Here is a 22,063-nt window from a genome sequence, read left to right on the forward strand (position 1 = left end):
GCCCCGCCCCGCCTCGTCGCAAGTCTCACAGCAGGTCGGTGGGATCGACATCCAGGTGCCAGCGGCATTTTCGTGCCAGCGGGTGGGCGTTCAGCGCCGCCAGCAACGGTGGCAACTGCCGGTGCAGCAGGCCGCGTGTGGGCGCCAGTAACAACAGCTGGCTGCGAAAGCGCCCCTGGCGCCGTTCCATGGGGGCCGGCACCGGGCCGAGCAATTGCAGCCCGCCGTCCAGCGGCAGGGCGTCGCCGGCATCTTGCAGCAGCGTCAGCCCGGCGTCCGGCTGGAGCGATTCTGCTCGCACCAGCGCCAGAAAGCCGAAGGGCGGCAGGCCGGTCTGGCGCCGCTCGGCCAGTAATTGTTCGGCGAAGCGGTGATAGTTGCCCTGGCAGAGCAGTTGCAGCAGCGGGTTATCCGGCTGGCGTGTCTGCAATAACAGCCGCCCTGGGCGATCGCTGCGGCCGGTGCGCCCGGCCACTTGCAGGATCAGCTGCGCGGCTTGTTCCGGGCCGCGAAAATCGGCGCTGAGAAAGCCGGCATCGGCATCCAGCATCACGGCCAGATCCAGCGCGCTGAAATGGTGGCCCTTGGCGAGCATTTGCGTACCCACCAGAATGGCCGCGCCGCCGCGCTGGATATCCTCCAGGCTGGCATCCAGGCTGCCTTTGCGGCGCGTGGTGTCACGGTCGATGCGAATCAGGCGGGCGTCGGCAAATTGCCGCCGCAGCAACGCTTCCAGCTTTTCGGTGCCGGCGCCCATGTCGCGCAGATGTTGCGAGCCGCATTGCGGGCAGCGGTGCGGGATCGGGCGGCGATGGTCACAATGATGGCAGCGCAGCTCGCGTGCCGCCCGGTGCCAGGTCATGTGGGCATCGCAGCGGCCACATTCCGATTGCCAGTCGCAATCCTGGCACAGCAGCATCGGTGCATAGCCGCGCCGGTTGATGAACACCAGCGCCTGCCGGCCGGCTTTCAGGGTGGCGCCCAGTGCCTCCAGGCTGCGTGGGCTCAAGGGCGTATCGGCGGGCAGCCCGCGGCAATCTTCCAGCTGGATCACTGGCGGGCGCGCCTCGCCGGCGCGATGCGTCAGGCGCAGTGCGCGATAGCGGCCGGACTGCGCCTGGTAAAGCGTCTCCAGCGCCGGGGTGGCGGTGCCGAGCACCACCGGCACATCCAGCATCTGTGCTCGCCACACGGCCAGATCACGGGCGGAATAGCGAAAACCGTCCTGCTGCTTGAAGGAGGTGTCGTGGGCTTCATCGACGATAATCAGCCCCGGCGCCGCCAGCGGCGTGAAGATGGCGGAGCGGGTGCCCAGCACGATGCGTGCTTGGCCATCCCGGGCGTCGCACCAGGCTTTGAAGCGCTCGCGATCGGAGAGCCCGGAGTGCAACACCGTCACCGGCACGCTGAAGCGGCTGCGGAATCGGCGGATGGTCTGCGGCGTCAGGCCGATCTCCGGCACCAGCACCAGCACTTGCCGGCCGTGCGCCAGCTGGTGCGCCATCGCTTGCAGATACACCTCGGTCTTGCCCGAGCCGGTGACGCCATCGAGTAAAAAGGGCGCGAAACCCTCGCTGGCAATAATGGCGCGGATGGCGGCGTCCTGTTCGGGGGTAGCGGTCAGTGGTGGTTCCGCCAGGGGCGACTGGCTGGTGGGCGGCAGCGGTGTGGGCTCGTCCAGCACCAGTTCCGCCCAGCCTTTTTTTTCCAGTGCACGCAATGGCGGGCTCGTGAGGCCCAGGCTGGTGAGCATCGGCCGGCTCAGGCCGTGCGGGTGCTCCGCCAGGATGGTGAGTGCTTGCTGTTGTCGTGGTGCGCGAGAAAGCTGGGCTGGGTCGGCAAACCGGCCTCGGGCGGTCAGGCGCCAGACCAGCTCGCCGGGCCGATCTGCCGGTGTGTCCTGGCGCAGCAGCACGGGCAAGGCGGTTTGCAGCACCTCGCCAATCGGGTGCTGATAATAAGTGGCGGCCCGCTGGCACAGCTCGCGCAGGTCGCTATCCAGCACCGGGCGGCTATCCAGCACGCGCTCTATCGGGCGCAGTTTGTTCAACGGCTGATCGGTGTCGCCGGGGGCGGCAATCTCCCACACTACGCCGATCAGGCGTCGGTTGCCGAAGGCCACTTCGCAACGGCAGCCGGGCGCGGGAAGTGGCCCGCCGGCCGGCAGATAATCGAACAGCCGACGCAGTGGCACCGGGACCGCGACCCTGATCAGGTTATGCTGCGCCAACGGAGCCTTCCTTCTCTCTATTCTGGTGGTGTGCAGGTGGTGTTTTTGACTTGCGGAATGTCGTCAAGCTGGTAGTATTCGCGTTCCCTTTTGCCCGGCGCAAGCCAATGTGTGGTGCCTGACTGAGTTTTCGTGACCAGGAGACATCCCTTCACGAAGGCCGGATCGGGTAGCGACACTGTACGGAGTCGAGCCATGAAAGCAGAGATTCACCCGGATTACCAGAACGTGACCATTACCTGCTCCTGCGGGAATGTCATGCATACCCGTTCCACCCGTACGGAAGATTTCCTGGTGGACGTGTGCTCCAAGTGCCATCCGTTCTACACTGGCACCCAGAAGGTGGCTGATACCGGCGGGCAGATCGACAAGTTCAAACAACGCTTTGGTGTGATCAGCTCACGCAAGAAGAGCTGACCCGCCCCGCTGACACTCACAAGTTAGCAGCAGCTCAAAAAGCACCCTGGCGGGTGCTTTTTGTGTTTTGGGGCCACCGAACAGCATGTTTAGTTTTTTTAGACTTCCCGGTGCAATAGCCGGGCTTTTGGGAAGACCAGGGAGCTCACCATGTCGGACGATTTCAAGCAGGCGGCGCTTGATTACCACGCCAAGCCGCGCCCGGGGAAGATCAGCGTCGAAATTACCAAGCCGGCTGATACCGGGGCGGATCTGACGCTGGCTTATAGCCCCGGAGTGGCGGAGCCGGTGCGCGAAATCGCCCGTGAACCGGAGCTGGCATATCGCTATACCTCCAAAGGCAACCTGGTCGCCGTCATCAGCGATGGCACCGCGATCCTCGGGCTGGGCAATCTCGGCGCGCTGGCCTCCAAGCCGGTGATGGAAGGCAAGGGCATCCTGTTCAAGCGCTTTGCCGGCATTGATGTGTTCGACATCGAGGTGGAAGCGGAAGATTCGCAGGCGTTCATTGATACCGTGACGCGCATCCACACCACTTTCGGTGGCATCAACCTGGAAGACATCAAGGCGCCGGAGTGCTTCGAGGTCGAGCGCATCCTGAAAGAGCAGTGCGATATCCCGGTCTTTCACGACGATCAGCACGGCACCGCCATCGTGGCCTGTGCCGGCCTGCTCAACGCGCTGGTGTTACAGAAGAAGAAGGTCGAGGACATCGTGGTGGTGTGTGTCGGCGCAGGCGCGGCGGGCGTGGCATCGGTGCGGCTGATGATCGAGATGGGTGTGCGCCGTGAGAACATCCTGATGCTGGATCGCAAAGGCGTGATTCACAGCCGTCGCGACGATCTCAACCAGTACAAGGCCGCATTTGCGGTAGATACGGACAAGCGCACGCTGTCTGATGCCATGCGCGACGCGGATGTGTTCATCGGCGTATCCGGGCCGGATATGGTCACGGCAGAAATGATAGAGAGCATGGCGCCGAACCCGATTGTGTTTGCGCTGGCGAACCCCGATCCGGAAATTCGCCCGGAGCTGGCACGCTCGGTGCGTCAGGATCTGATTATCGCCACGGGCCGCTCGGATTATCCGAACCAGGTCAACAACGTGCTGTGCTTTCCCTACATTTTCCGTGGCGCGCTGGATGTGCGTGCCAGCGCCATCAATGAAGCAATGAAGCTGGCAGCAGTCCATGCGATTGCGTCGCTGGTGCGCGAGACGGCGCCGGAAGAGGTCAGGCGCGCCTACGCGGGTGAGGCGCTGACCTTCGGGCCGGATTACATCATTCCCAAGCCAAACGACCCGCGCCTGCTGGGCGTGGTATCGGCCGCCGTGGCCAAGGCGGCAGTGGAAAGTGGTGTGGCACGCAAAGGGTATCCGGGCCACTATCCGCTGGTGACGGTAGAGGACATTTTTCCCGGCGAGCTGTAAGCGCAGGGCTAAAAGTGATTAGTAAATAGCTGATCAAAGAAAGCGCCATGGAAAGAGCCATTCAGGCTCTATCAATGAAAAGCGGGCATTGTGCCCGCTTTCTCATGCCTGTCTGGCCAAGGCGTTCCGCGACAGCGGGTAGCCTCAGAACAGGTCTTCCGGCCGCACCTGCTCCTCGCCACCACTATAGCCGGGGGCGCTCAGGCTGTCGTCGAACTCCGGCAGACTGTCATCGCGGAAGTATTCGAAGATAGCGCTGCTGTCGCCCGGCCGCGCGCGCAGGCCGTTGTCCGGGTTGATGCGCACGGAAACGATGCCCGGTGGTTGCGGCAGTGCTTGCTCCGGCACCGCATCCAGTATCTGGCCCATGAAATCAATCCACATCGGCAGCGCCACACGGCCGCCGAACTCGCCGTTGCCGAGGGTTGCTGGCGTATCAAACCCTGTCCAGGCGGTGGCGACCACGCCGCCTGAGGTGTAGCCGGCAAACCAGGCGTCGATATAGTCGTTGGTAGAGCCGGTCTTGCCGGCCAGATCGGAGCGGCCGAGGGAGCGTGCGGCGCCGGCGGTGCCGCGACGGATCACGTCGCGCAACATGGAATCCATCAGCCAGGCGGTGCGTGCATCCAGTGTGCGCGGTTGCCAGGTGTATTCCGGTGCCGGCGGAATCAGGGGTGCCGGCTGCTCGGGTTCGTCCGTGGCGAGTGGCGAGGCGATGGCTTCGGCACTGTCTGTTTCCACGATCTGCTGGGGTGCGCCCTGCCAGTTGACGCCGCAGGCGTCGGGCTCGCACAGCACAACTTCCGGCGCCTGCCACAGCAGATTGCCCTCGTTGTCGTGAATCTGGTGCATGAGCCAGCTCGGCAGATAGTAGCCGCCGTTGGCAAACACTGTGTAGGCGGTGGCCATTTCCAGCGGGGTCACGCTGGCGCTACCCAGAGCCAGCGACAAGTCGCGCGGAAAGCGGCCGGCAGGCAGGCCGAAGTCGTTCAGCGTGCGCAGCGTGTTGCCGATGCCCACCTGTTGCAACAGGCGGATGGAAACCAGATTCAGCGAGCGGGCCAGCGCCTCGCGCACTCGGGTCGGGCCGTAGAAGCGGTTGCTGGCACCGGTGGGCCGCCAGGCGTCTTCCAGCAGATCATCCTGAAACACTATCGGTGCATCGTTGATGAGCGTGGCCGGTGTGATGCCCCGGTCAATGCCAGCGGCGTAAACAAACGGCTTGAAGGCGGATCCGGCTTGTCGCTCGGCCTGAACGGCGCGGTTGTAATGCGACAGGGCAAAGCTGTAGCCGCCCTGGATGGCGCGAATGGCGCCGGTTTGCGGGTCCAGCGCCACCAGCGCGGCCTGTGCGGCGGGGATTTGCGCCAGCCGCCACACTGTTTCGCCGCTGCCTTCAGCGCCTTCATTGGCTACCGGGCGCAGGCGCACGATGTCGCCCGGCGCAAGCACATCCGATGGTTTTTTCGGCCGGGCCCCGACGGTGCTGGCGTTGATATAAGGGCGCGCCCATTCCATCTGCGCCCAGGGCAGCACGGCGAGCTGGCCGTGGGGCAGCACCAGCCGTACGGATTCGGCCTGCACCTCTGCTACCAGCGCGGGTTCCAGTTCGCCAATGCGCTGATAATCATGTAGCGCCGTTGCCCATTGCGCCTGGGCCGGCGATACCTCGGCCAGGCGGGCTGGCTGCGGAGTGGTGTCTTCAGTATCGCTCTCGGGGGTGTCACTGCTGGCCTCGCCGGCGCTCAGCCCGCTGCTGTCAGCCGGCAGCGGCGGCAGTGCGGAAATATCCACGTGGCCTTCGGCGCCCCGCCAGCCATGCCGTTCGTCGTAAACATGCAGCCCGTGACGCAAGCTGGTGACGGCTGCTTTCTGCATGGCAACGTCGAGCGTGGTGGTGATGCGAATGCCATCGGTATAGATGCGCGGGCCGATTAATGCGAGAGCTTCCTGGCGCACCATTTCTGCGGCGTACGAGGCTTCGGCGGCCAACGCGGTGCCGTGGTGGCGGGCCGTGTTGGGCGTGGCCACGGCCTGTTCGTACTGCTCCTGGCTGATCCGCCGGCGCTCCAGCATGCGCTCCAGAATCCAGTCGCGGCGTGCCAAAGCGCGCTGGGGGTTGGTCAGCGGGTTGTAGGCCGAGGGCGCTTTCGGCAAGCCGGCGATCATCGCCAGCTGCGGCAGATCCAGTTCACCGAGCGATTTACCATAGTAGACTTGCGCCGCAGCCTCGACGCCGTAGGCCCGGTGGCCGAGATAGATCTTGTTGATGTACAGCTCGAAGATTTCTTCTTTCGAGAGGATGTTCTCGATTTGAATAGCGAGCACTATCTCATTGAATTTACGCAGAAAACTCTGCTCTCGCGAAAGGAAGAAGTTGCGCGCCACCTGCATCGTGATGGTGGAGCCGCCGGAGCGGATTTCCCGATAGCGCAGCAGCTCGCTGGCGGCGCGGGTGAGTCCCTTGAGATCAACGCCGTTGTGGCGGAAGAAGCGCTCATCTTCGGCCGAGGTCAGCGCTTGCACGAACTGCGGGGGCACCTGATCGAAGCTGATCGGGGTGCGGCGCTGCTCGCCATACTCGCCGATCAGCTCACCGCTGCTGGCATAAATCCGCAGTGGAATCTGAAAGGTGGTTTCGCGCAATTGCGCGGCTGGGGGCAGATGCGGCCCGAGGTATAAAAAGCTGGCTGACAGGATCATGGCAGCGCCGCTGGCGGAGAGGATCATGGCGGCCAGAAGCAGGCGGGACCAGGTTTTCGTTAACAGCATAGCAACTCGGGCAGGCTAAGATGGAAGTCTTAGGAGAAACGTAAGACTCTTCTCCGTGAAGCGCGTCATTATACGCGGTAATGGTTGTTGTGATCTAACATCACTTCTGTTATTACTTGTTCCTAAAGTGGTTAGGCATAAAACCATCGTAACTATATCTTTCTACTGGGAAAAACCTAAATAATAACTTGTCGGGGCGAATAAAACGTGCTGCCTTTCCTGAGTCAGAAGGCCCAGAGGGTCCTGGGGGTCGACATCAGCACCACGGCGGTCAAGCTGCTGGAGCTGTCCAAAAGCGGCGATCGCTATCGCGTAGACAGCTACGGTGTCGAGCCGTTGCCGCCCAATGCCGTGGTCGAGAAAACCATCAATGACGAGCCCAGCGTCGGTGAAACAATAGCGCGGCTGCTGTCCCGTGCCCGGCCGGCTTCCAAGCTGGCTGCGGTGGCCGTGCCGGCGTCCGCTGTCATTACCAAGACCATCGAGATGGATGCTTCGCTCAATGAAGACGAGATGGAGAACCAGCTCAAGGTCGAGGCCGATCAGTACATTCCTTTTCCGCTGGATGAAGTACGGCTGGATTTCTGCGTCATGGGCCAGGTGGAGGATAACCCCGACCGGGTCGAAGTGCTGCTGGTGGCGTCACGAACCGAGAACGTACAGCGCCGTGTGGATTGCATCGAGATCGGCGGCCTGAAACCCGGTGGCGTGGATGTGGAGGCCTACGCCATCGAGCGAGCGTTTCAGCTGGTGCTGCCACAGCTACCGCACGGCGATGAGCTGGAAACCGTCGCCATTTTCGATATCGGTGCCACCATGACGACCCTGAATGTGCTGCATCAGGGCCGCACTGTCTATACCCGCGAGCAATTGTTCGGCGGCAAGCAACTCACCGAAGAAATCCAGCGCCGCTACGGCATCTCCATGGAAGAGGCCGGGCTGGCGAAGAAAACCGGCGAGCTGCCGGACGATTATGACACCGAAGTGCTGCAGCCGTTCAAGGAAGCGATTGTTCAGCAAATCAACCGTTCGTTGCAGTTCTTCTACGGCTCCACCCAGTTCAACGAAGTGGACTATATCCTGCTGGCCGGTGGTTCGGCCTCCATTGCCGGGCTGCCCGAGCTGGTGCAGGACAAGATCGGCGCCAGCTGTTCGGTGGCCAATCCGTTCACCGACATGACCCTCGCCAGCAAGGTGAGTGCGGCCAGTATCGCAAACGATGCCCCGGCGCTGATGATCGCCTGCGGCCTGGCGCTGAGGAGCTTCGACGAATGAGAACGACCACCATCAACCTGCTTCCCTGGCGCGAAGCACGGCGCAAGAAGCGGCAGCAGGAATTTGCCATGCTGCTGATCCTGGCAGCGATTCTCGGTGGCCTGATCTGGTTTGTATGGCAGGGGGCCGTGCAGGGCAGCGTCAACAGCCAGAGCATCCGCAACCAGCATATCCAGAAGCAGATAGCCGAGCTGAACCAGCAGATTCGCGAGATCGACGAGCTTGAGCAGCGCCGCTCCGAGCTGGTCGAGCGGATGCGGGTGATCCAGGAGCTGCAAGGCACCCGGCCGACTATCGTATATGTATTCGACGAGCTGGTACGCACATTGCCTGACGGTGTCTACTACACCTCGGTGAAGCGGGCCGGCGATCTTTACACTATCAATGGTGTGGCCGAATCGAATAACCGGATTTCCCGGTTAATGCGGAATCTGGGGGATTCCGTCTGGTTTGGTGAGCCGACGCTGATCAGCGTGATGGCAGTGGACAGCACCAGCCAGGCGAACCGCTTTGTGCTGACTGTCAGCCAGAGTGCGCCGAAGGCCGAGGGGGATGAAAAACAATGAAAGCCTCCGATCTGAAAGATATTGATATCCAGGAGCTGTTCGAGAAACTCCAGAATCTGGATATGGAAAACGTCGGCTCCTGGCCGGCGCCGGTAAAGATAGGTGCAGCCGTCATAGTGCTGGCACTGGTGCTGGTGCTGGGTTACAGCTTCAGCATCACGGGCCTCAACGATCAGCTATCTCGCGCTCAGGCGGAAGAAAGCAATCTGATGCAGCAACTGGAGAGCCGGGCGCACCGGGCGCACAATCTGGATCAATACCGCGAGCAACTGGCCGAGATGGAAGAAACTTTCGGCACCTTGCTGCAACAGCTGCCGCGGGAAACGGAAGTGCCCGGCCTGCTGGAAGATATTACCCATACTGGTCTGGGCAGTGGCCTGGAGTTCGACAAGATCGAGCTGGCCAAGGAAACCCAGCGCGAGTTCTATGCGGAATTGCCGATCCAGATCACCGTGCGCGGCGATTATCATGGTTTTGGTGCGTTCGTCAGTGGCGTGGCAGCGCTGCCGCGGATCGTGACGCTGCACGATTTCGAGATCAATGCGCCGGCCAGCCGGGGCCGGGGCGGCAGCCCCGAGGCCACCAATCTGCTGGCGATGAATATCACCGCGAAAACCTATCGGTATGCAACGGCGCCGCCACCAGCGCCAGCAAACCGTAATACACGCCGGCGTTGAGGGGGGCGATATGACAATCAGATTCCGTACGCTCCGCTGCCTGCTGCTGGTGTTGCCGGCGCTGCTCGGCCTGGCCGGGTGCAGTGACTCTGCCAACCTGGCGGAGCTTGATGCCCGCATCGCGGAAATCAAGGCGCGCCCGCGTGGCCGTATCGAGCCGCCGCCGGAGTTCAAACCGATTGCCACCTTCTCTTACGCAGCGCATCAGCTGCGTGCGCCGTTTTCGCGCCCGGTGGAAGAGGTGGCGCGAGATCTGCCGAAAGGCAAGCAAGTGGAACCGGACATGACACGTCCGCGTGAATATCTGGAAGGCTTCTCGCTGGATTCGCTGCGCATGGTCGGTACTATTTCGCGGCCGGGCGAACCCTTGCAGGCGCTGATCCTGGACCCGACGGGCTCGGTCAACCGGGTGCGCTCGGGCAGCCATATGGGCCGTAATTTTGGTCGCGTCACAGATGTGAGCGAGACCCGAATCGAAATGATTGAAATAGTGCCGGACGGGCATGACGGCTGGGTCGAAAGGCCACGCGGCGTCACGCTCTCGGAATAAGGCTTGCTGGGGGCCGGTAATGAAAAGCATGGGCGAAACGACAACAATGCGAAACTGGATCGGGGCTGTGTTACTGGGGCTGGCTGGGGTGCTGTTGGCGTCGCCAGCAAATGCGGCCAGCTTGCAGGACATCAATTATTCCACGTTGCCGGGCAACCGGGTCGAGGTGCGTCTGAGCTTCGATCAGACTCCGCCGGACGTGCGCAGCTACAGCATCGAACGGCCGGCGCGGATTGCGCTGGATCTGGTCGGGGCGAAAAGCGCGCTTGATAGCCGCAACCATAATCTGGGCACCGGCAACGCCCGCAGCGTGACGGTCGTTGAAGCGCAGGATCGGACGCGCCTGATCGTCAACCTGACGCAGCCGACCGGGTACGACACCCGCGTCGAAGGCAACGAGCTGGTGCTCACCATCGGTGCCGAGGCGCAGCAGGCGCAAGTATTCGAAACGGATGAGGCGGCGCCGGCCAGCCTGGCAGGGCGGAGCAATACCGTCGACCAGATTGATTTCCGCCGTGGCGAAGGCGGCGAAGGCCGCATCGTGGTGACGCTCTCCAACCCGTCCATCCCGGTTGATGTGCGAGAAGAGCGTGGCCGCATTCAGGTGCGTTTCGTCGGCGCCAGCATTCCCCAGGAGCTGCGCCGCCGTCTCGATGTTACCGATTTCGCCACGCCGGTGCGGTATGTGGATGCCTCCGCCGACGGTGAAACCGGGCTGCTGTCCATCGAACCATCCGGCAACTGGGAATATCTGGCTTATCAGGCCGACAACGAATTCAGCGTCAACGTGAAGCCGGTAACAGAAGCAGAAGAATCACGCCGTCGCCGGGACGCTTTCCAATATACAGGTGAAAAGTTGTCGCTGAATTTTCAGGACATCGAAGTGCGCTCGGTGCTGCAATTGATTGCCGACTTCACCAGCCTCAACCTGGTTGCCTCGGACACCGTGTCCGGCCGCATCACCCTGCGCTTGCAGAACGTGCCCTGGGATCAGGCACTGGATCTGATCCTGAAAACCAAGGGCCTGGACAAGCGCCAGATCGGTAACGTGCTGCTGGTAGCTCCCGCTGACGAGATCGCCGCTCGCGAACAGCTGGAGCTTGAGAGCCAGGCGCAGATCGAATCCCTGGCGCCGCTGCGCACCGAATATGTGCGCATCAACTATGCCAAGGCCAGCGATATGGAATCGCTGATCAAGACCGAAGGTTCACTGCTGTCCAACCGTGGTTCTGTCACCGTGGATGAGCGCACCAATACGCTGATCATTCAGGATACCGAGCGCAAGCTGGAAGATATTCGTGAAGTGATCCGTATTCTGGATGTGGCCGTGCAGCAGGTGCTGATCGAAGCCCGCGTGGTGATCGCGACCTCCGACCTGACCGATGAACTGGGCGTACGCTGGGGCGGGCTGGCATTCCAGGGCGATCGTATCGCAGAAGATGGCCGGGGCTTCTCCTTTACGGGTAATGCGACCAACTCGCTGAACTTCGGCATCGGTGTGCTCAACGGTGACGACATCGAAGTCGAGTCGCCAGGCGACATGGTGGTGGATTTCGGCGCCATCAACGACCGTGCCACCCGTTTCTCACTGGGCTTCGTGGATGTGAATGCCGGTATTCTGGAACTTGAGCTTTCCGCGCTGGCGGCAGAGGGGCAGGGCGAAGTTGTGGCTACGCCGAAAGTGCTGACGGCCGATCAGCAGCCGGCAGTGATTGCTTCCGGTACACAGATTGGTTATCAGGAGGCATCGTCCAGCGGTGCTACGGCGGTCTCCTTCATTCGTGCCGAGCTGCGTCTTGAAGTGACGCCGCGTATCACGCCGGATGGCCGTATCATCATGGATCTCAAGGTCAATAACGACTCGGTGGGTAGCGTCATCGCGGGTATCCCCAGCGTCAACACCAACCGCGTGGAAACCACTGTGCTGGTGGATGATGGCGAAACGGTGGTGCTTGGTGGTATTTTCCAGCAGGAGAAACGCTCAGGCGTGGAAAAAACACCGTTCCTTGGCGATCTGCCCTGGATCGGCCGCCTGTTCCGGCGCGATTTTTCCAGTGATGACAAGCAGGAACTGCTGATCTTCATCACGCCGCGCCTGTTGAAAGATGCCTACGCAGGTAGATAAGGATACTGATGAGCCCAGCATTGCCGTCCATTTTTCTGGTAGGCCCGATGGGTGCCGGCAAAAGCACTCTGGGCCGTTATCTGGGGCAGCAGCTGGGCCGCCCGTTTCACGATTCCGACAAGGTAATCGTTGACCGCACCGGCGCCGATATCCCGTGGATCTTCGACATGGAAGGCGAGGAAGGTTTTCGCCGCCGTGAAGAGGAAATCATCGAGGATCTGACCCGCTTGCCGGAAATCGTGCTCGCCACTGGTGGTGGCGCCGTGCTGCGGGAGGCCAACCGCCGCTATCTACACGAGCGTGGCGTGGTGTTTTACCTGTGGACGCCAGTGGATGTGCAACTGGCGCGCACTCGCCATGATCGCAACCGGCCCCTGTTGCAGACCGCCGACCCGGAGCGCGTGCTCACGGACTTGATGACCGTGCGTGATCCGCTTTATCGGGAAGTGGCGCATTATGTGATCCCCACCGCATCGGGCAATCTGCGCAAGGTCGCCGATCAGTTACTGGAGTGCCTGCACAGCCACTCGGCCTGAACGTGGCCCCAGGCTGGCCTGAACAGCGCGGTATGGTGGGCGCAGCGCGATAGCCCGGCGAGCTGCGAGACACCTTCCATCCTCCCGGTGTGCACCGGATAATGGCTGCTTGCAGGAGGAATTTATGCACACGCTTGATGTTGCACTGGGTGCGCGCAGCTACCCCATCTATATTGGCCAGAGCCTGCTTGAGCAGGATCTGCTGCGCCGCCACATTCGCGCCAGCCAGGCGCTGATCGTTACCAATGAAACCATCGCCCCGCTGTATCTGGATGCCGTGCGCCAGAGCCTGAGCGGGCTGGATGTGAATACGCTGATTTTGCCGGATGGTGAGCAGTACAAGACGCTGGCCACGCTGGAAACCATTTTTGACGCGCTGTTGTCGCAGCGGCACAGCCGCACCACTACCTTGATCGCGCTGGGCGGCGGCGTGATTGGCGATATGGTCGGTTTTGCGGCAGCCTGTTATCAGCGCGGGGTGGATTTTTTACAGGTGCCCACCACCCTGCTGGCGCAGGTGGATTCCTCCGTGGGCGGCAAGACAGCCGTGAACCACCCGCGTGGCAAGAACATGATCGGCGCTTTTCACCAGCCTCGCGCGGTGGTGATTGATACCACCGTTTTGAACACCTTGCCGGAGCGCGAACTGAGTGCCGGCCTTGCAGAAGTGATCAAGTATGGCCTGATCCGCGATGCGGATTTTTATCAGTGGCTTGAGGTCAATATGGATGGCCTGGTAGCCCGCGACCCGGCGCTGCTCTCCGAGGCGATACTGCAAAGCTGCCGCAACAAGGCAGAGGTGGTGGCGGAAGACGAAACCGAGCAGGGCAACCGTGCATTGTTGAACCTGGGCCACACTTTCGGTCACGCCATCGAAACGGCGACCGGATACAGTGACTGGTTGCACGGCGAGGCGGTGGGCGCAGGCACTATGATGGCGGCGCAGCTCTCGGCTGATCTGGGCTGGATCAGCGAGGCGGATGTGCAGCGTATCGGTGCCCTGGCGGCACGTGCCGGGCTGCCGCTGGCGCCACCGCCGGGCGTGACCGCCGCGCAGTTTCGCGATCTGATGGCGCTGGACAAGAAAGTCATGGATGGCCGCCTGCGTCTGGTGCTGTTGAAAGCGATCGGCAGCGCGGTGGTTACCGATCAATTCGCGGCGCAGGCTCTTGAGCGCCTGCTGGAGAAGATGTGTCAGCATTGAATCAGGACTATCCGTTCTACCGTGGCGCTGGCCGACTGGAAGCGCTTGATCTGCTGTGTGATGCCGGCTTGCGCGGCGGCTGCGTAGTAGTGGCCGCACCTGAAGGCGCCGGCGTGTCGCGCCTGCTGGGCGAGGCCGCCATGTCGCTGGTGGATAACGCCGCCGTGGTGCGTGTGGATGGCCGCGATACCCCCACCCGCAACATCCTGATGCGGGCGCTGCTGAGCCATTTTGGTGTCACCAAGGAAGATTTTGCCGCCACACTGGAGCGTGCGCTGGCCAGCGAGCCGCTGGTGCTGGTGGTAGATAACGCCGAACAGCTGGGCGATGAAGCCCTGACGACCCTGGTGTTGCTGCGCGAGCGGTTGGGGCCGAGGTTTGCATTGCTGCTGGGCGGTTTGCCCGGCCTGGCCGGCAAGCTGGCCCATGGCGGGCTGGAAGCCACCGACGAAGTGGAGCTTGCGCCGCTCACCGCCGATGAATGCGCCGCTTTTCTCGGATATGTGATCGGTGAAGAGCTGGACGATGAAGACGCCGAGCTGCGCCGGGAAGAAAGCGGCGGCTGGCCGGGCGCTCTGCTGGCTCAGGCGCCGCCACCGGTGCTCTCGCCCGGCTCGCGATTGAGCGGCGTACGCTTGCCCTGGAAACACTTGGCCGCAGTCGGCGGGCTGTTGCTGGTAGTGTTGTTGTTCTGGCCGCGTGATGACGCCGGGGAAGAGATCGTGAGCCTGGCGTTGCCGGCCCATGGCGTGGCGGATACGGTTACCGCGCCGCCTCGCGGGCAAGCTGTTGCCGAGGCGGGTAGCACGCCAGCCACAGGCCGGCCTGCGCAGCCTACGCAACCTGCTTCGCCGCCGCCGGACACGCCGCAACCCCTGACAAACGATACCGCTGCCTCGCCCGCCGAGACAACAGAGGCGCCCAGCGCGGCACCGCGTCAGGCGGAGGCACCTGCGCCAGCACAGCTGCCCGCGCAGCGGCCAGAGCCTGCCAGCACAATAGCAGAGCCGACACCCGCTCCCGCTGCCCCACAACCGGCCCCCGCCGCGCCAGAACCCGCCGCGCCACAAATCGTGCGCGCCGATCAGCCGCCATCACTATCGGGCCTGGATGCCGAGCTGGGTTATCGCCGTGAAGAATGGCTACTCGGCGCGGCTGGCGATGCCTGGATGCTGCAAGTCACCCTGGCGAGTACGGAAGATGCCGCCCGTGCCCTGGTAGATCAGCTCGGCGCGCAACAGGCAGCCTACTATCGTGGCAACCGTAATGGCCGCAACGTATTCATCGTGCTGGCCGGCCCCTACGCGGATCGAGCTGCTGCCACCAGCGGCCGCGAGCAGTTGCCGGCCAGACTGGCCGCCGCTGGCCCGTTTCCACGGCAGATCAGTGCCATTCAGGAAGAGATGCGCGGCAACTGAGGGGGGCAATCGAGCGCACCACGGGTGCGTCAGGTCGGGCTCTTTTCCCGCTTTCGCCGCTTCTGATGCGGCATCTCGCGTGCGGTGGTGGGCACTTACACTCCGCCAAGGCCGCATGATGCACGTTTGTTGACGCGACTCTTTCGCCTCGGCGCCTGCGATCTGCCATGTATCCTGTTGTGCCAGGTTCTTGCGGCCTCCCTCGCCGGGCGACAGATCTGAAGCGGTGCGGCTTGCCGGGTGCTAGTGCCAAGGCAGTTCTGCGCCGTGTTACCGATAGCGACAGTTCGATGCAGACAGCTCGATAAAAGACAGGCTGATAAAAGCGGGCTTGGTAGAAAACGCTTGGTAGACGGTAGCTTGGGCAAACGTCAGCACAGCGCTTTCCGAGCGGCGCTTGCTGCGCAGCATGCCCGCACAGAATTCCCCGCGATCGGCTCCTTGCACGGCGCTTTCCTGTGCGCTCGTCCGGGTACACGCTACGACAGTTGCCCTAGCGCGCTCCGCTCTCCATGGTGTTTGTCATGGCGCGCGCAATAGCGCTTCTCATACCGCTCTGCATACCACTCCTCGCAGCAGCCTGCTACAGCACTCCCATAGCAGCCGTTATGCGCTGACGACAGCACTTCCATGGTGCTTGGCAACCCGGCAATTCACGAGCCCGCTCGCTCGCCACACCGGCCGTGATGGGCGCACAATGGTGGGCTGGTGTGCGGATCAGTAGCGCCTTTTCTCTTGCTCAGCGGAAAATTTGATTTGTGCGCATGCCCTTTCCGTATGTAAGATGGCCTCCCTTTTTTTTCGGCGTCGCACGCCGGGCGTCTGTTTCTCCTCTGTAACTATATGAATTTGAAGAGGAATCTATTGGATGCAGCAGAATTCAAGGCTGGTGCAGGGGCTTTGTGGTCCCGGAGATTATCGGGATAACTGCGGCTTTGGCCTGATCGCTCACACCGAGGGTCAGGCCAGCCACGAGCTTCTGCGTACTGCAATCGAAGCGCTGACCTGCATGACGCACCGCGGCGGCATCAACGCAGACGGCAAGACAGGCGACGGCTGCGGGCTGTTGCTGAAGAAACCGGATTCATTCTTTCGACACATCGCAGCCGAACAGGGCGTCACCCTGCCAGAGCACTATGGCGTCGGCATGTTGTTTCTGCACCCGGAGGCCGAGCAGGCAGCCCTGCAACGTGCGGTGCTGGAGGAAGAGCTTCGGCGTCAGCAGGTGGAGGTATATGGCTGGAGGGAGGTACCCACTGATGCCGCCTGCCTCGGCCCCATTGCCACGGCCAGCATGCCGGGCTTTGCCCAGGTGCTGGTAGGCGTGGCAGGGTTATCGCAGGCAGAGCTTGATCGTCGCCTGTTCTTCGCCCGCCGCCACGCCGAAAACCGACTCGGCACTGATGAATACTTCTACGTTTGCTCCCTCTCCTCCTCCGTCGTTTCATACAAAGGCCTGATGATGCCGGTGGATCTGCCCCGGTTTTACCCCGATCTGGGGAATCCGGCCATGGCCACCGCAGTTGTTATTTTCCACCAGCGTTTCTCCACCAATACCATGCCGCGCTGGCCCTTGGCCCAGCCGTTTCGGTATCTGGCACACAACGGCGAGATCAACACCATTTCCGGTAACCGCAACTGGTCGGTAGCGCGCACACCGAAGTTTGCCAATGAATTGTTGCCGGAGCTGGAGAAACTCGGGCCGTTGGTCAATCGCAGCGGCTCGGATTCCTCCAGCATGGACAACATGCTGGAAATATTGCTCGCAGGCGGTATGGATCTGTTTCGCGCCGTGCGCATGATGGTGCCGCCGGCCTGGCAAAACGTGGAAACCATGGATGCCGATTTGCGCGCATTCTATGAATACAACTCCATGCACATGGAGCCATGGGATGGTCCCGCCGGGCTGGTATTCACCGACGGGCGCTACGCGGTCTGCATGCTGGATCGCAACGGCCTGCGGCCGGCGCGCTGGGTGATTACCCGCAACGGTTTCATCACACTGTCTTCGGAAATCGGTGTGTACAGTTATGCCGCCGAAGATGTCGTCGCAAAGGGCCGGGTCGGGCCAGGGCAGATCCTGGCGGTAGACACCGAAACCGGCGAGCTGCTGCGCACGGAAGATATTGATGCGCGCCTGAAGGTGGGCCAGCCATATCGCGAGTGGTTGAAAAATCACAGCCTGCGTATCGAAGCAGATTACGGCGTCGAGACACCGCGCCTTGATAACGTGCCGGCCGAGCAGTTGCTGGCATACCAGAAACTGTTTCAGATCACCTTTGAAGAACGCGATCAGGTGCTGCGGCCGTTGGCGGAAAACGGGCAGGAGGCGGTCGGTTCCATGGGGGATGACACGCCGATGGCCGTGCTGTCGCGCCGCGTGCGGCCCCTGTATGATTATTTCCGGCAGCAATTTGCGCAGGTCACCAACCCGCCTATTGATCCGCTGCGCGAAGCCATCGTCATGTCGCTGGAAACCTGCGTCGGTGCCGAGCGCAATGTGTTTGAAGAAACCGCCGAACATGCCGACCGGGCGATTCTTTCCACGCCAATCCTGTCGCACTCGAAATTTGCTGCCTTGCTCAGCATCGAGCGGCCCGGCTACAGCAGCGAGCGGTTATCGCTGCATTACGACGCGGTCACCGGTTTGCGCCAGGCCATCGTGAATCTATGCGCGCGCGCCGAGGCGGCGGTGCGCAGTGGTAAGGTATTGATGGTGCTGTCGGATCACGGCATCGAGCCGGACAAGCTGACCATTCATGCGGCCATGGCCACCGGCGCCGTGCATCACCATCTCAGCCACCTCGGGTTGCGGTGTGATGCCAATATTATTGTGGAGAGCGCGACGGTGCGCGATCCGCACCATTTCGCGGTGCTGTTCGGCTTTGGCGCCACGGCGGTCTATCCCTATCTGGCCTACGATGTGATCGAGGATATGGCGCGCACGGGCGAGCTGCTCGGCGATGTGCAAGAGCTACAGAAAAATTTCCGCAAAGGCATTAACAAAGGCTTGATGAAGATCCTGTCGAAGATGGGCATCTCCACTATTGCTTCTTATCGCGGTGCGCAACTGTTCGAGGCCATCGGTATTGCCGATGACGTGGTGGAGCTCTGTTTCACTGGTGTTCCAAGCCGGATCGGCGGTGCGGATTTCAGCGATTTCGAAGCGGATTTTCTATCGCTGCGCAGCGATGCCTGGAAACAGCGCAAGCCGGTGGATGCGGGTGGCGTGCTGAAATATATCCACGGCAAGGAATATCACGCCTTCAATCCGGACGTGATCCACGCCTTGCACGATGCTGTCAACAGCGGTGATTACGCGGCGTATCAGCGCTTTGCCGAGCTGGTGAACAAGCGCCCGGTGGCGACCCTGCGTGATCTGCTGGCACTGCGTGACGATGTCACGCCAGTACCGCTGAGTGATGTGGAGCCGATAGAAAATATCCTGCTGCGCTTTGACTCTGCCGGTATGTCGCTGGGCGCGTTGTCGCCGGAAGCCCACGAGGCGATTGCCACTGCCATGAATCGTCTTGGCGGGCGTTCCAATTCCGGCGAGGGCGGTGAAGATCCGGCGCGCTATGGCACGGAGCGGGTTTCCAAGATCAAGCAGGTGGCCTCGGGGCGTTTTGGTGTCACGCCGGAATATCTGGTCAATGCTGAAGTACTGCAGATCAAGATCGCGCAGGGCGCCAAGCCTGGCGAAGGCGGCCAGCTGCCCGGCGGCAAGGTGAACGCATTGATTGCCCGATTGCGCCATTCGGTGCCGGGCGTGACGTTGATCTCGCCGCCGCCGCATCACGATATTTATTCCATCGAGGATCTGGCGCAGCTGATTTTTGATCTCAAGCAGATCAATCCCGAGGCGCTGGTGTCGGTGAAACTGGTATCGGAGCCGGGCGTCGGCACCATCGCGGCGGGGGTGGCCAAGGCATACGCTGATCTGATTACCATTTCCGGTTATGACGGCGGCACGGCGGCCAGCCCGCTGACCTCGATCCGTTATGCCGGCTCGCCCTGGGAGCTGGGGCTGGCGGAAGCGCACCAGGCACTGCGCGGCAATGATTTGCGCGGCAAGGTTCGCCTGCAAACTGACGGCGGCCTGAAGACCGGCGTGGATGTGGTCAAGGCGGCGATACTGGGCGCCGAGTCGTTCGGTTTTGGCAGCGTGCCGATGATCGTGCTGGGCTGTAAATATCTGCGCATCTGCCACCTGAACAACTGCGCCACCGGCGTCGCCACCCAACGGGAAGATTTGCGCAAGGAGCATTTTGTCGGCGGGCCGGAAATGCTGATTCATTATTTCACTTTCGTGGCCACGGAAGTGCGCGAGCTGCTGGCAGCGCTGGGCGTGCGGAGCCTGGCGGAGCTGATCGGGCGCACCGATCTGCTGCGGCGCCTCGAAGGCGAGACAGCGCGTCAAGGGAAACTGGATCTGCTGCCTGTATTGCGAAACGATCAAGTGCCCGCAGACAAGCCGCAGTTCTGCCAGACACCGCGCAACGAACCCTTCGACAAAGGCGAACTGGCCGAGCAAATGGTGCGCGATATCCTGCCGGCCATCGAGCGCGGCAGCGGCGGCTCGTTCCATTATCCGATCACCAACTGCAACCGCTCCATTGGCGCCAGAGTGTCCGGCGAGATAGCCCGCCGCCATGGCAATCTGGGCATGGAAACAGCACCGGTGAAAGTGCGCCTCGTGGGCACGGCCGGCCAGAGCTTTGGCGTGTTCAACGCTGGCGGCTTGCACCTCTATCTGGAAGGGGATGCCAACGATTACGTGGGTAAAGGCATGGCGGGCGGCAAGCTGGTTATCCGGCCGCCGGCGGGCAGCACGTACCACACTCAGGAAACAGCCATTATCGGCAACACCTGCCTGTACGGTGCCACGGGCGGAAAACTGTTTGCCGCCGGTCTGGCCGGCGAACGTTTCGCCGTGCGCAACTCCGGCGCCCATGCGGTGGTAGAGGGTGCGGGCGATCATTGCTGTGAATACATGACCGGCGGATATGTCACGGTGCTGGGTGAGACGGGCTACAACTTCGGTGCGGGCATGACCGGCGGCTTCGCCTATGTGCTGGATCTGCATAACCGTTTCTTTGATCGCATCAACCCGGAGCTGATCGAATTGCATCGCATCAGCACGGAGCCGATGGAGGCCCATCGCAGCCATCTGCGCACGGTGCTGCGGGAATACGTTGCTGAGACCGGCAGTGAATGGGGCGCGCATGTGCTGGATGAGTTTGACGGCATGAGCCGCAAGTTCTGGCTGGTGAAACCGAAGGCTGCGAATCTTGAGAACCTCCTCAAGAGTATGCGGGCCAATCCGGCGTGACCGGGCAACAGCGGAGAAAAAGCGATGGTTGAACGTCTCGACAACAGCTTTCAGTTTCTCGACGTGCCACGGCAGGACCCGAAAAAGAAACCGGCGGAATTACGTCGCGGGCAGTATGCGGAAATCTATTATCCGTACGAAACCAGAGAAGTGGAGCAGCAATCTCACCGCTGCCTCGCCTGCGGCAATCCGTATTGCGAGTGGAAGTGCCCGGTTCACAATTATATTCCGAACTGGCTGAAGTTGATTGCCGAAGGCAATCTGCTGCAAGCCGTGGAGCTGTGCCATCAGACTAATTCGCTACCGGAAGTATGTGGGCGCGTCTGCCCGCAAGACCGGTTGTGTGAAGGCGCCTGCACGCTCAACGATGGGTTCGGCGCGGTCACAATCGGCGCCACCGAAAAATATATCACCGACACCGCACTGGCCATGGGCTGGCGCCCGGATATGTCGCGTGTGGTGTGGACGGACAAACGCGTGGCGGTGATTGGCGCCGGCCCGGCCGGGCTGGGCTGCGCCGATGTGCTGGTGCGCAACGGCGTCAAGCCGGTGGTGTTCGATCGCTACCCGGAAATCGGCGGCCTGCTGACCTTTGGCATACCCGAATTCAAGCTGGAAAAACCGGTAATGGCCAAGCGCCGGGAAGTGTTCGAAGGCATGGGTGTGGAATTTCGTCTCAATACCGACATCGGCACCGATATCACTATTGATGCGCTGCTGGCCGAGTTCGATGCGGTTTTCATGGGTATGGGCACCTACACCTATATGAAAGGCGGCTTTCCCGGCGAGCAACTCGCGGGCGTGTTCGAGGCACTGCCGTATCTGATTTCCAGCGCCAACCGCAACCTGGGCTTCGAGAAAAGCGCAGCGGATTTCATTGATATGGCCGGCAAACGGGTGGTGGTGCTGGGCGGCGGCGATACCGCCATGGATTGCAATCGCACCGCCATTCGTCAGGGTGCGGCGAGCGTTACCTGCGCCTACCGCCGCGATGAGGAAAACATGCCCGGCTCTCGCCGTGAGGTGGCCAACGCGCGTGAAGAGGGCGTGCAGTTTCTCTTCAACCGGCAGCCGATCGCCATCGTGGGCGAGCACGGGCAGGTCACTGGTGTACAAGTGGTGGAAACTCGCCTGGGCGAGCCGGATGCCCACGGCCGGCGCCTGCCGGAGCCGGTACCCGGTTCCGAGACGGTGCTGGAGGCCGATGCGGTGGTGATTGCGTTCGGTTTTCGCCCCAGCCCTGCGGCCTGGTTCGAGGGCCATGAAATCGCCCTCGACGATGCCGGCCGGGTGCTGGCAGCGGAGCAGCAGGCGTTCCCGTTCCAGACCAGCCACGAGAAAATATTTGCCGGTGGTGATATGGTGCGAGGCTCAGATCTGGTGGTCACGGCGATCTGGGAAGGCCGTGAGGCCGCCAGGGGTATACTGGATTATCTGGGCGTCTGAGCTCTCAGGCGCACCACCTTACGAGCACAACAAGGCCCGCACAGGCGGGCCTTGTTGTGTGTGCAGTGAATTCACGCCGGGCAAGCC

At 61.9% G+C, this 22,063-nt stretch carries 15 protein-coding genes; 12 read left to right on the forward strand and 3 right to left on the reverse strand.

All coding sequences use genetic code 11. The annotated features are described in order from the left end of the window. Window positions 1–25: 25 nt before the first annotated feature. Entirely contained in the window at window positions 26–2,230 is a 2,205-nt protein-coding gene (locus MU846_RS05610; RefSeq protein WP_246949997.1) for a primosomal protein N', read from the reverse strand. Between the two features lie 195 nt (window positions 2,231–2,425). Between MU846_RS05610 and rpmE the strand changes: the two genes are divergently transcribed. Further along, complete coding sequence (gene rpmE / locus MU846_RS05615; protein ID WP_246950005.1) at window positions 2,426–2,647, forward strand: 50S ribosomal protein L31; 222 nt, start codon at window positions 2,426–2,428, stop codon at window positions 2,645–2,647. Between the two features lie 150 nt (window positions 2,648–2,797). Then, on the forward strand, window positions 2,798–4,075 hold the full coding sequence (locus MU846_RS05620; protein WP_246950007.1) for a malic enzyme-like NAD(P)-binding protein: 1,278 nt from the start codon (window positions 2,798–2,800) through the stop codon (window positions 4,073–4,075). Window positions 4,076–4,219: 144 nt separating this feature from the next. Here the strand turns inward: MU846_RS05620 and MU846_RS05625 are convergent, their stop codons facing one another. Next, entirely contained in the window at window positions 4,220–6,847 is a 2,628-nt protein-coding gene (locus MU846_RS05625) for a penicillin-binding protein 1A (protein ID WP_246950009.1), read from the reverse strand. Between the two features lie 207 nt (window positions 6,848–7,054). Here MU846_RS05625 and MU846_RS05630 point away from each other — a divergent pair, with 207 nt between their 5' ends. From MU846_RS05630 to MU846_RS05665, 8 genes are all read left to right on the forward strand, one after another. After that, window positions 7,055–8,122 carry a pilus assembly protein PilM gene (locus tag MU846_RS05630; protein ID WP_246950011.1) on the forward strand — a complete coding sequence of 356 codons (1,068 nt, stop codon included), beginning with the start codon at window positions 7,055–7,057 and terminating at the stop codon, window positions 8,120–8,122. Beyond that, window positions 8,119–8,688 carry a PilN domain-containing protein gene (locus tag MU846_RS05635; protein WP_246950013.1) on the forward strand — a complete coding sequence of 190 codons (570 nt, stop codon included), beginning with the start codon at window positions 8,119–8,121 and terminating at the stop codon, window positions 8,686–8,688. Before MU846_RS05630 ends, MU846_RS05635 begins: the two co-directional genes overlap by 4 nt. Further along, window positions 8,685–9,365, forward strand: a complete 681-nt coding sequence (locus tag MU846_RS05640; protein WP_246950015.1) for a type IV pilus inner membrane component PilO — start codon at window positions 8,685–8,687, stop codon at window positions 9,363–9,365. The genes MU846_RS05635 and MU846_RS05640 overlap by 4 nt, the downstream gene beginning before the upstream one ends. A 10-nt stretch (window positions 9,366–9,375) precedes the next feature. Continuing rightward, window positions 9,376–9,915, forward strand: a complete 540-nt coding sequence (locus tag MU846_RS05645) for a pilus assembly protein PilP (RefSeq protein WP_246950017.1) — start codon at window positions 9,376–9,378, stop codon at window positions 9,913–9,915. A 19-nt stretch (window positions 9,916–9,934) separates the two neighbouring features. Beyond that, entirely contained in the window at window positions 9,935–12,040 is a 2,106-nt protein-coding gene (locus tag MU846_RS05650) for a type IV pilus secretin PilQ (protein ID WP_246950019.1), read from the forward strand. An 8-nt stretch (window positions 12,041–12,048) separates the two neighbouring features. Next, window positions 12,049–12,576 (forward strand): shikimate kinase AroK, encoded by a 528-nt coding sequence (aroK, locus tag MU846_RS05655; protein ID WP_246950021.1) that lies wholly within the window; start codon window positions 12,049–12,051, stop codon window positions 12,574–12,576. A gap of 124 nt (window positions 12,577–12,700) precedes the next feature. Further along, entirely contained in the window at window positions 12,701–13,780 is a 1,080-nt protein-coding gene (aroB, locus tag MU846_RS05660; protein ID WP_246950023.1) for a 3-dehydroquinate synthase, read from the forward strand. Then, the gene (locus MU846_RS05665; RefSeq protein ID WP_246950025.1) at window positions 13,768–15,198 is read left to right on the forward strand and encodes an SPOR domain-containing protein; all 1,431 of its coding nucleotides are present in this window, start codon (window positions 13,768–13,770) and stop codon (window positions 15,196–15,198) included. Before aroB ends, MU846_RS05665 begins: the two co-directional genes overlap by 13 nt. A gap of 270 nt (window positions 15,199–15,468) precedes the next feature. Here MU846_RS05665 and MU846_RS05670 read toward each other — a convergent pair whose 3' ends face one another. Continuing rightward, the gene (locus MU846_RS05670; protein ID WP_246950027.1) at window positions 15,469–15,645 is read right to left on the reverse strand and encodes a hypothetical protein; all 177 of its coding nucleotides are present in this window, start codon (window positions 15,643–15,645) and stop codon (window positions 15,469–15,471) included. Window positions 15,646–16,066: 421 nt separating this feature from the next. Here MU846_RS05670 and gltB point away from each other — a divergent pair, with 421 nt between their 5' ends. Both gltB and MU846_RS05680 read left to right on the forward strand, forming a co-directional pair. After that, window positions 16,067–20,530, forward strand: coding sequence for a glutamate synthase large subunit (gltB, locus tag MU846_RS05675; RefSeq protein WP_246950029.1), 4,464 nt, complete (start codon window positions 16,067–16,069; stop codon window positions 20,528–20,530). A 24-nt stretch (window positions 20,531–20,554) separates the two neighbouring features. After that, complete coding sequence (locus tag MU846_RS05680; protein WP_246950048.1) at window positions 20,555–21,976, forward strand: glutamate synthase small subunit GltD family protein; 1,422 nt, start codon at window positions 20,555–20,557, stop codon at window positions 21,974–21,976. Window positions 21,977–22,063 lie beyond the last annotated feature (87 nt).

This window comes from Alcanivorax quisquiliarum (assembly GCF_023051175.1).
GTDB lineage: Bacteria > Pseudomonadota > Gammaproteobacteria > Pseudomonadales > Alcanivoracaceae > Isoalcanivorax > Isoalcanivorax quisquiliarum.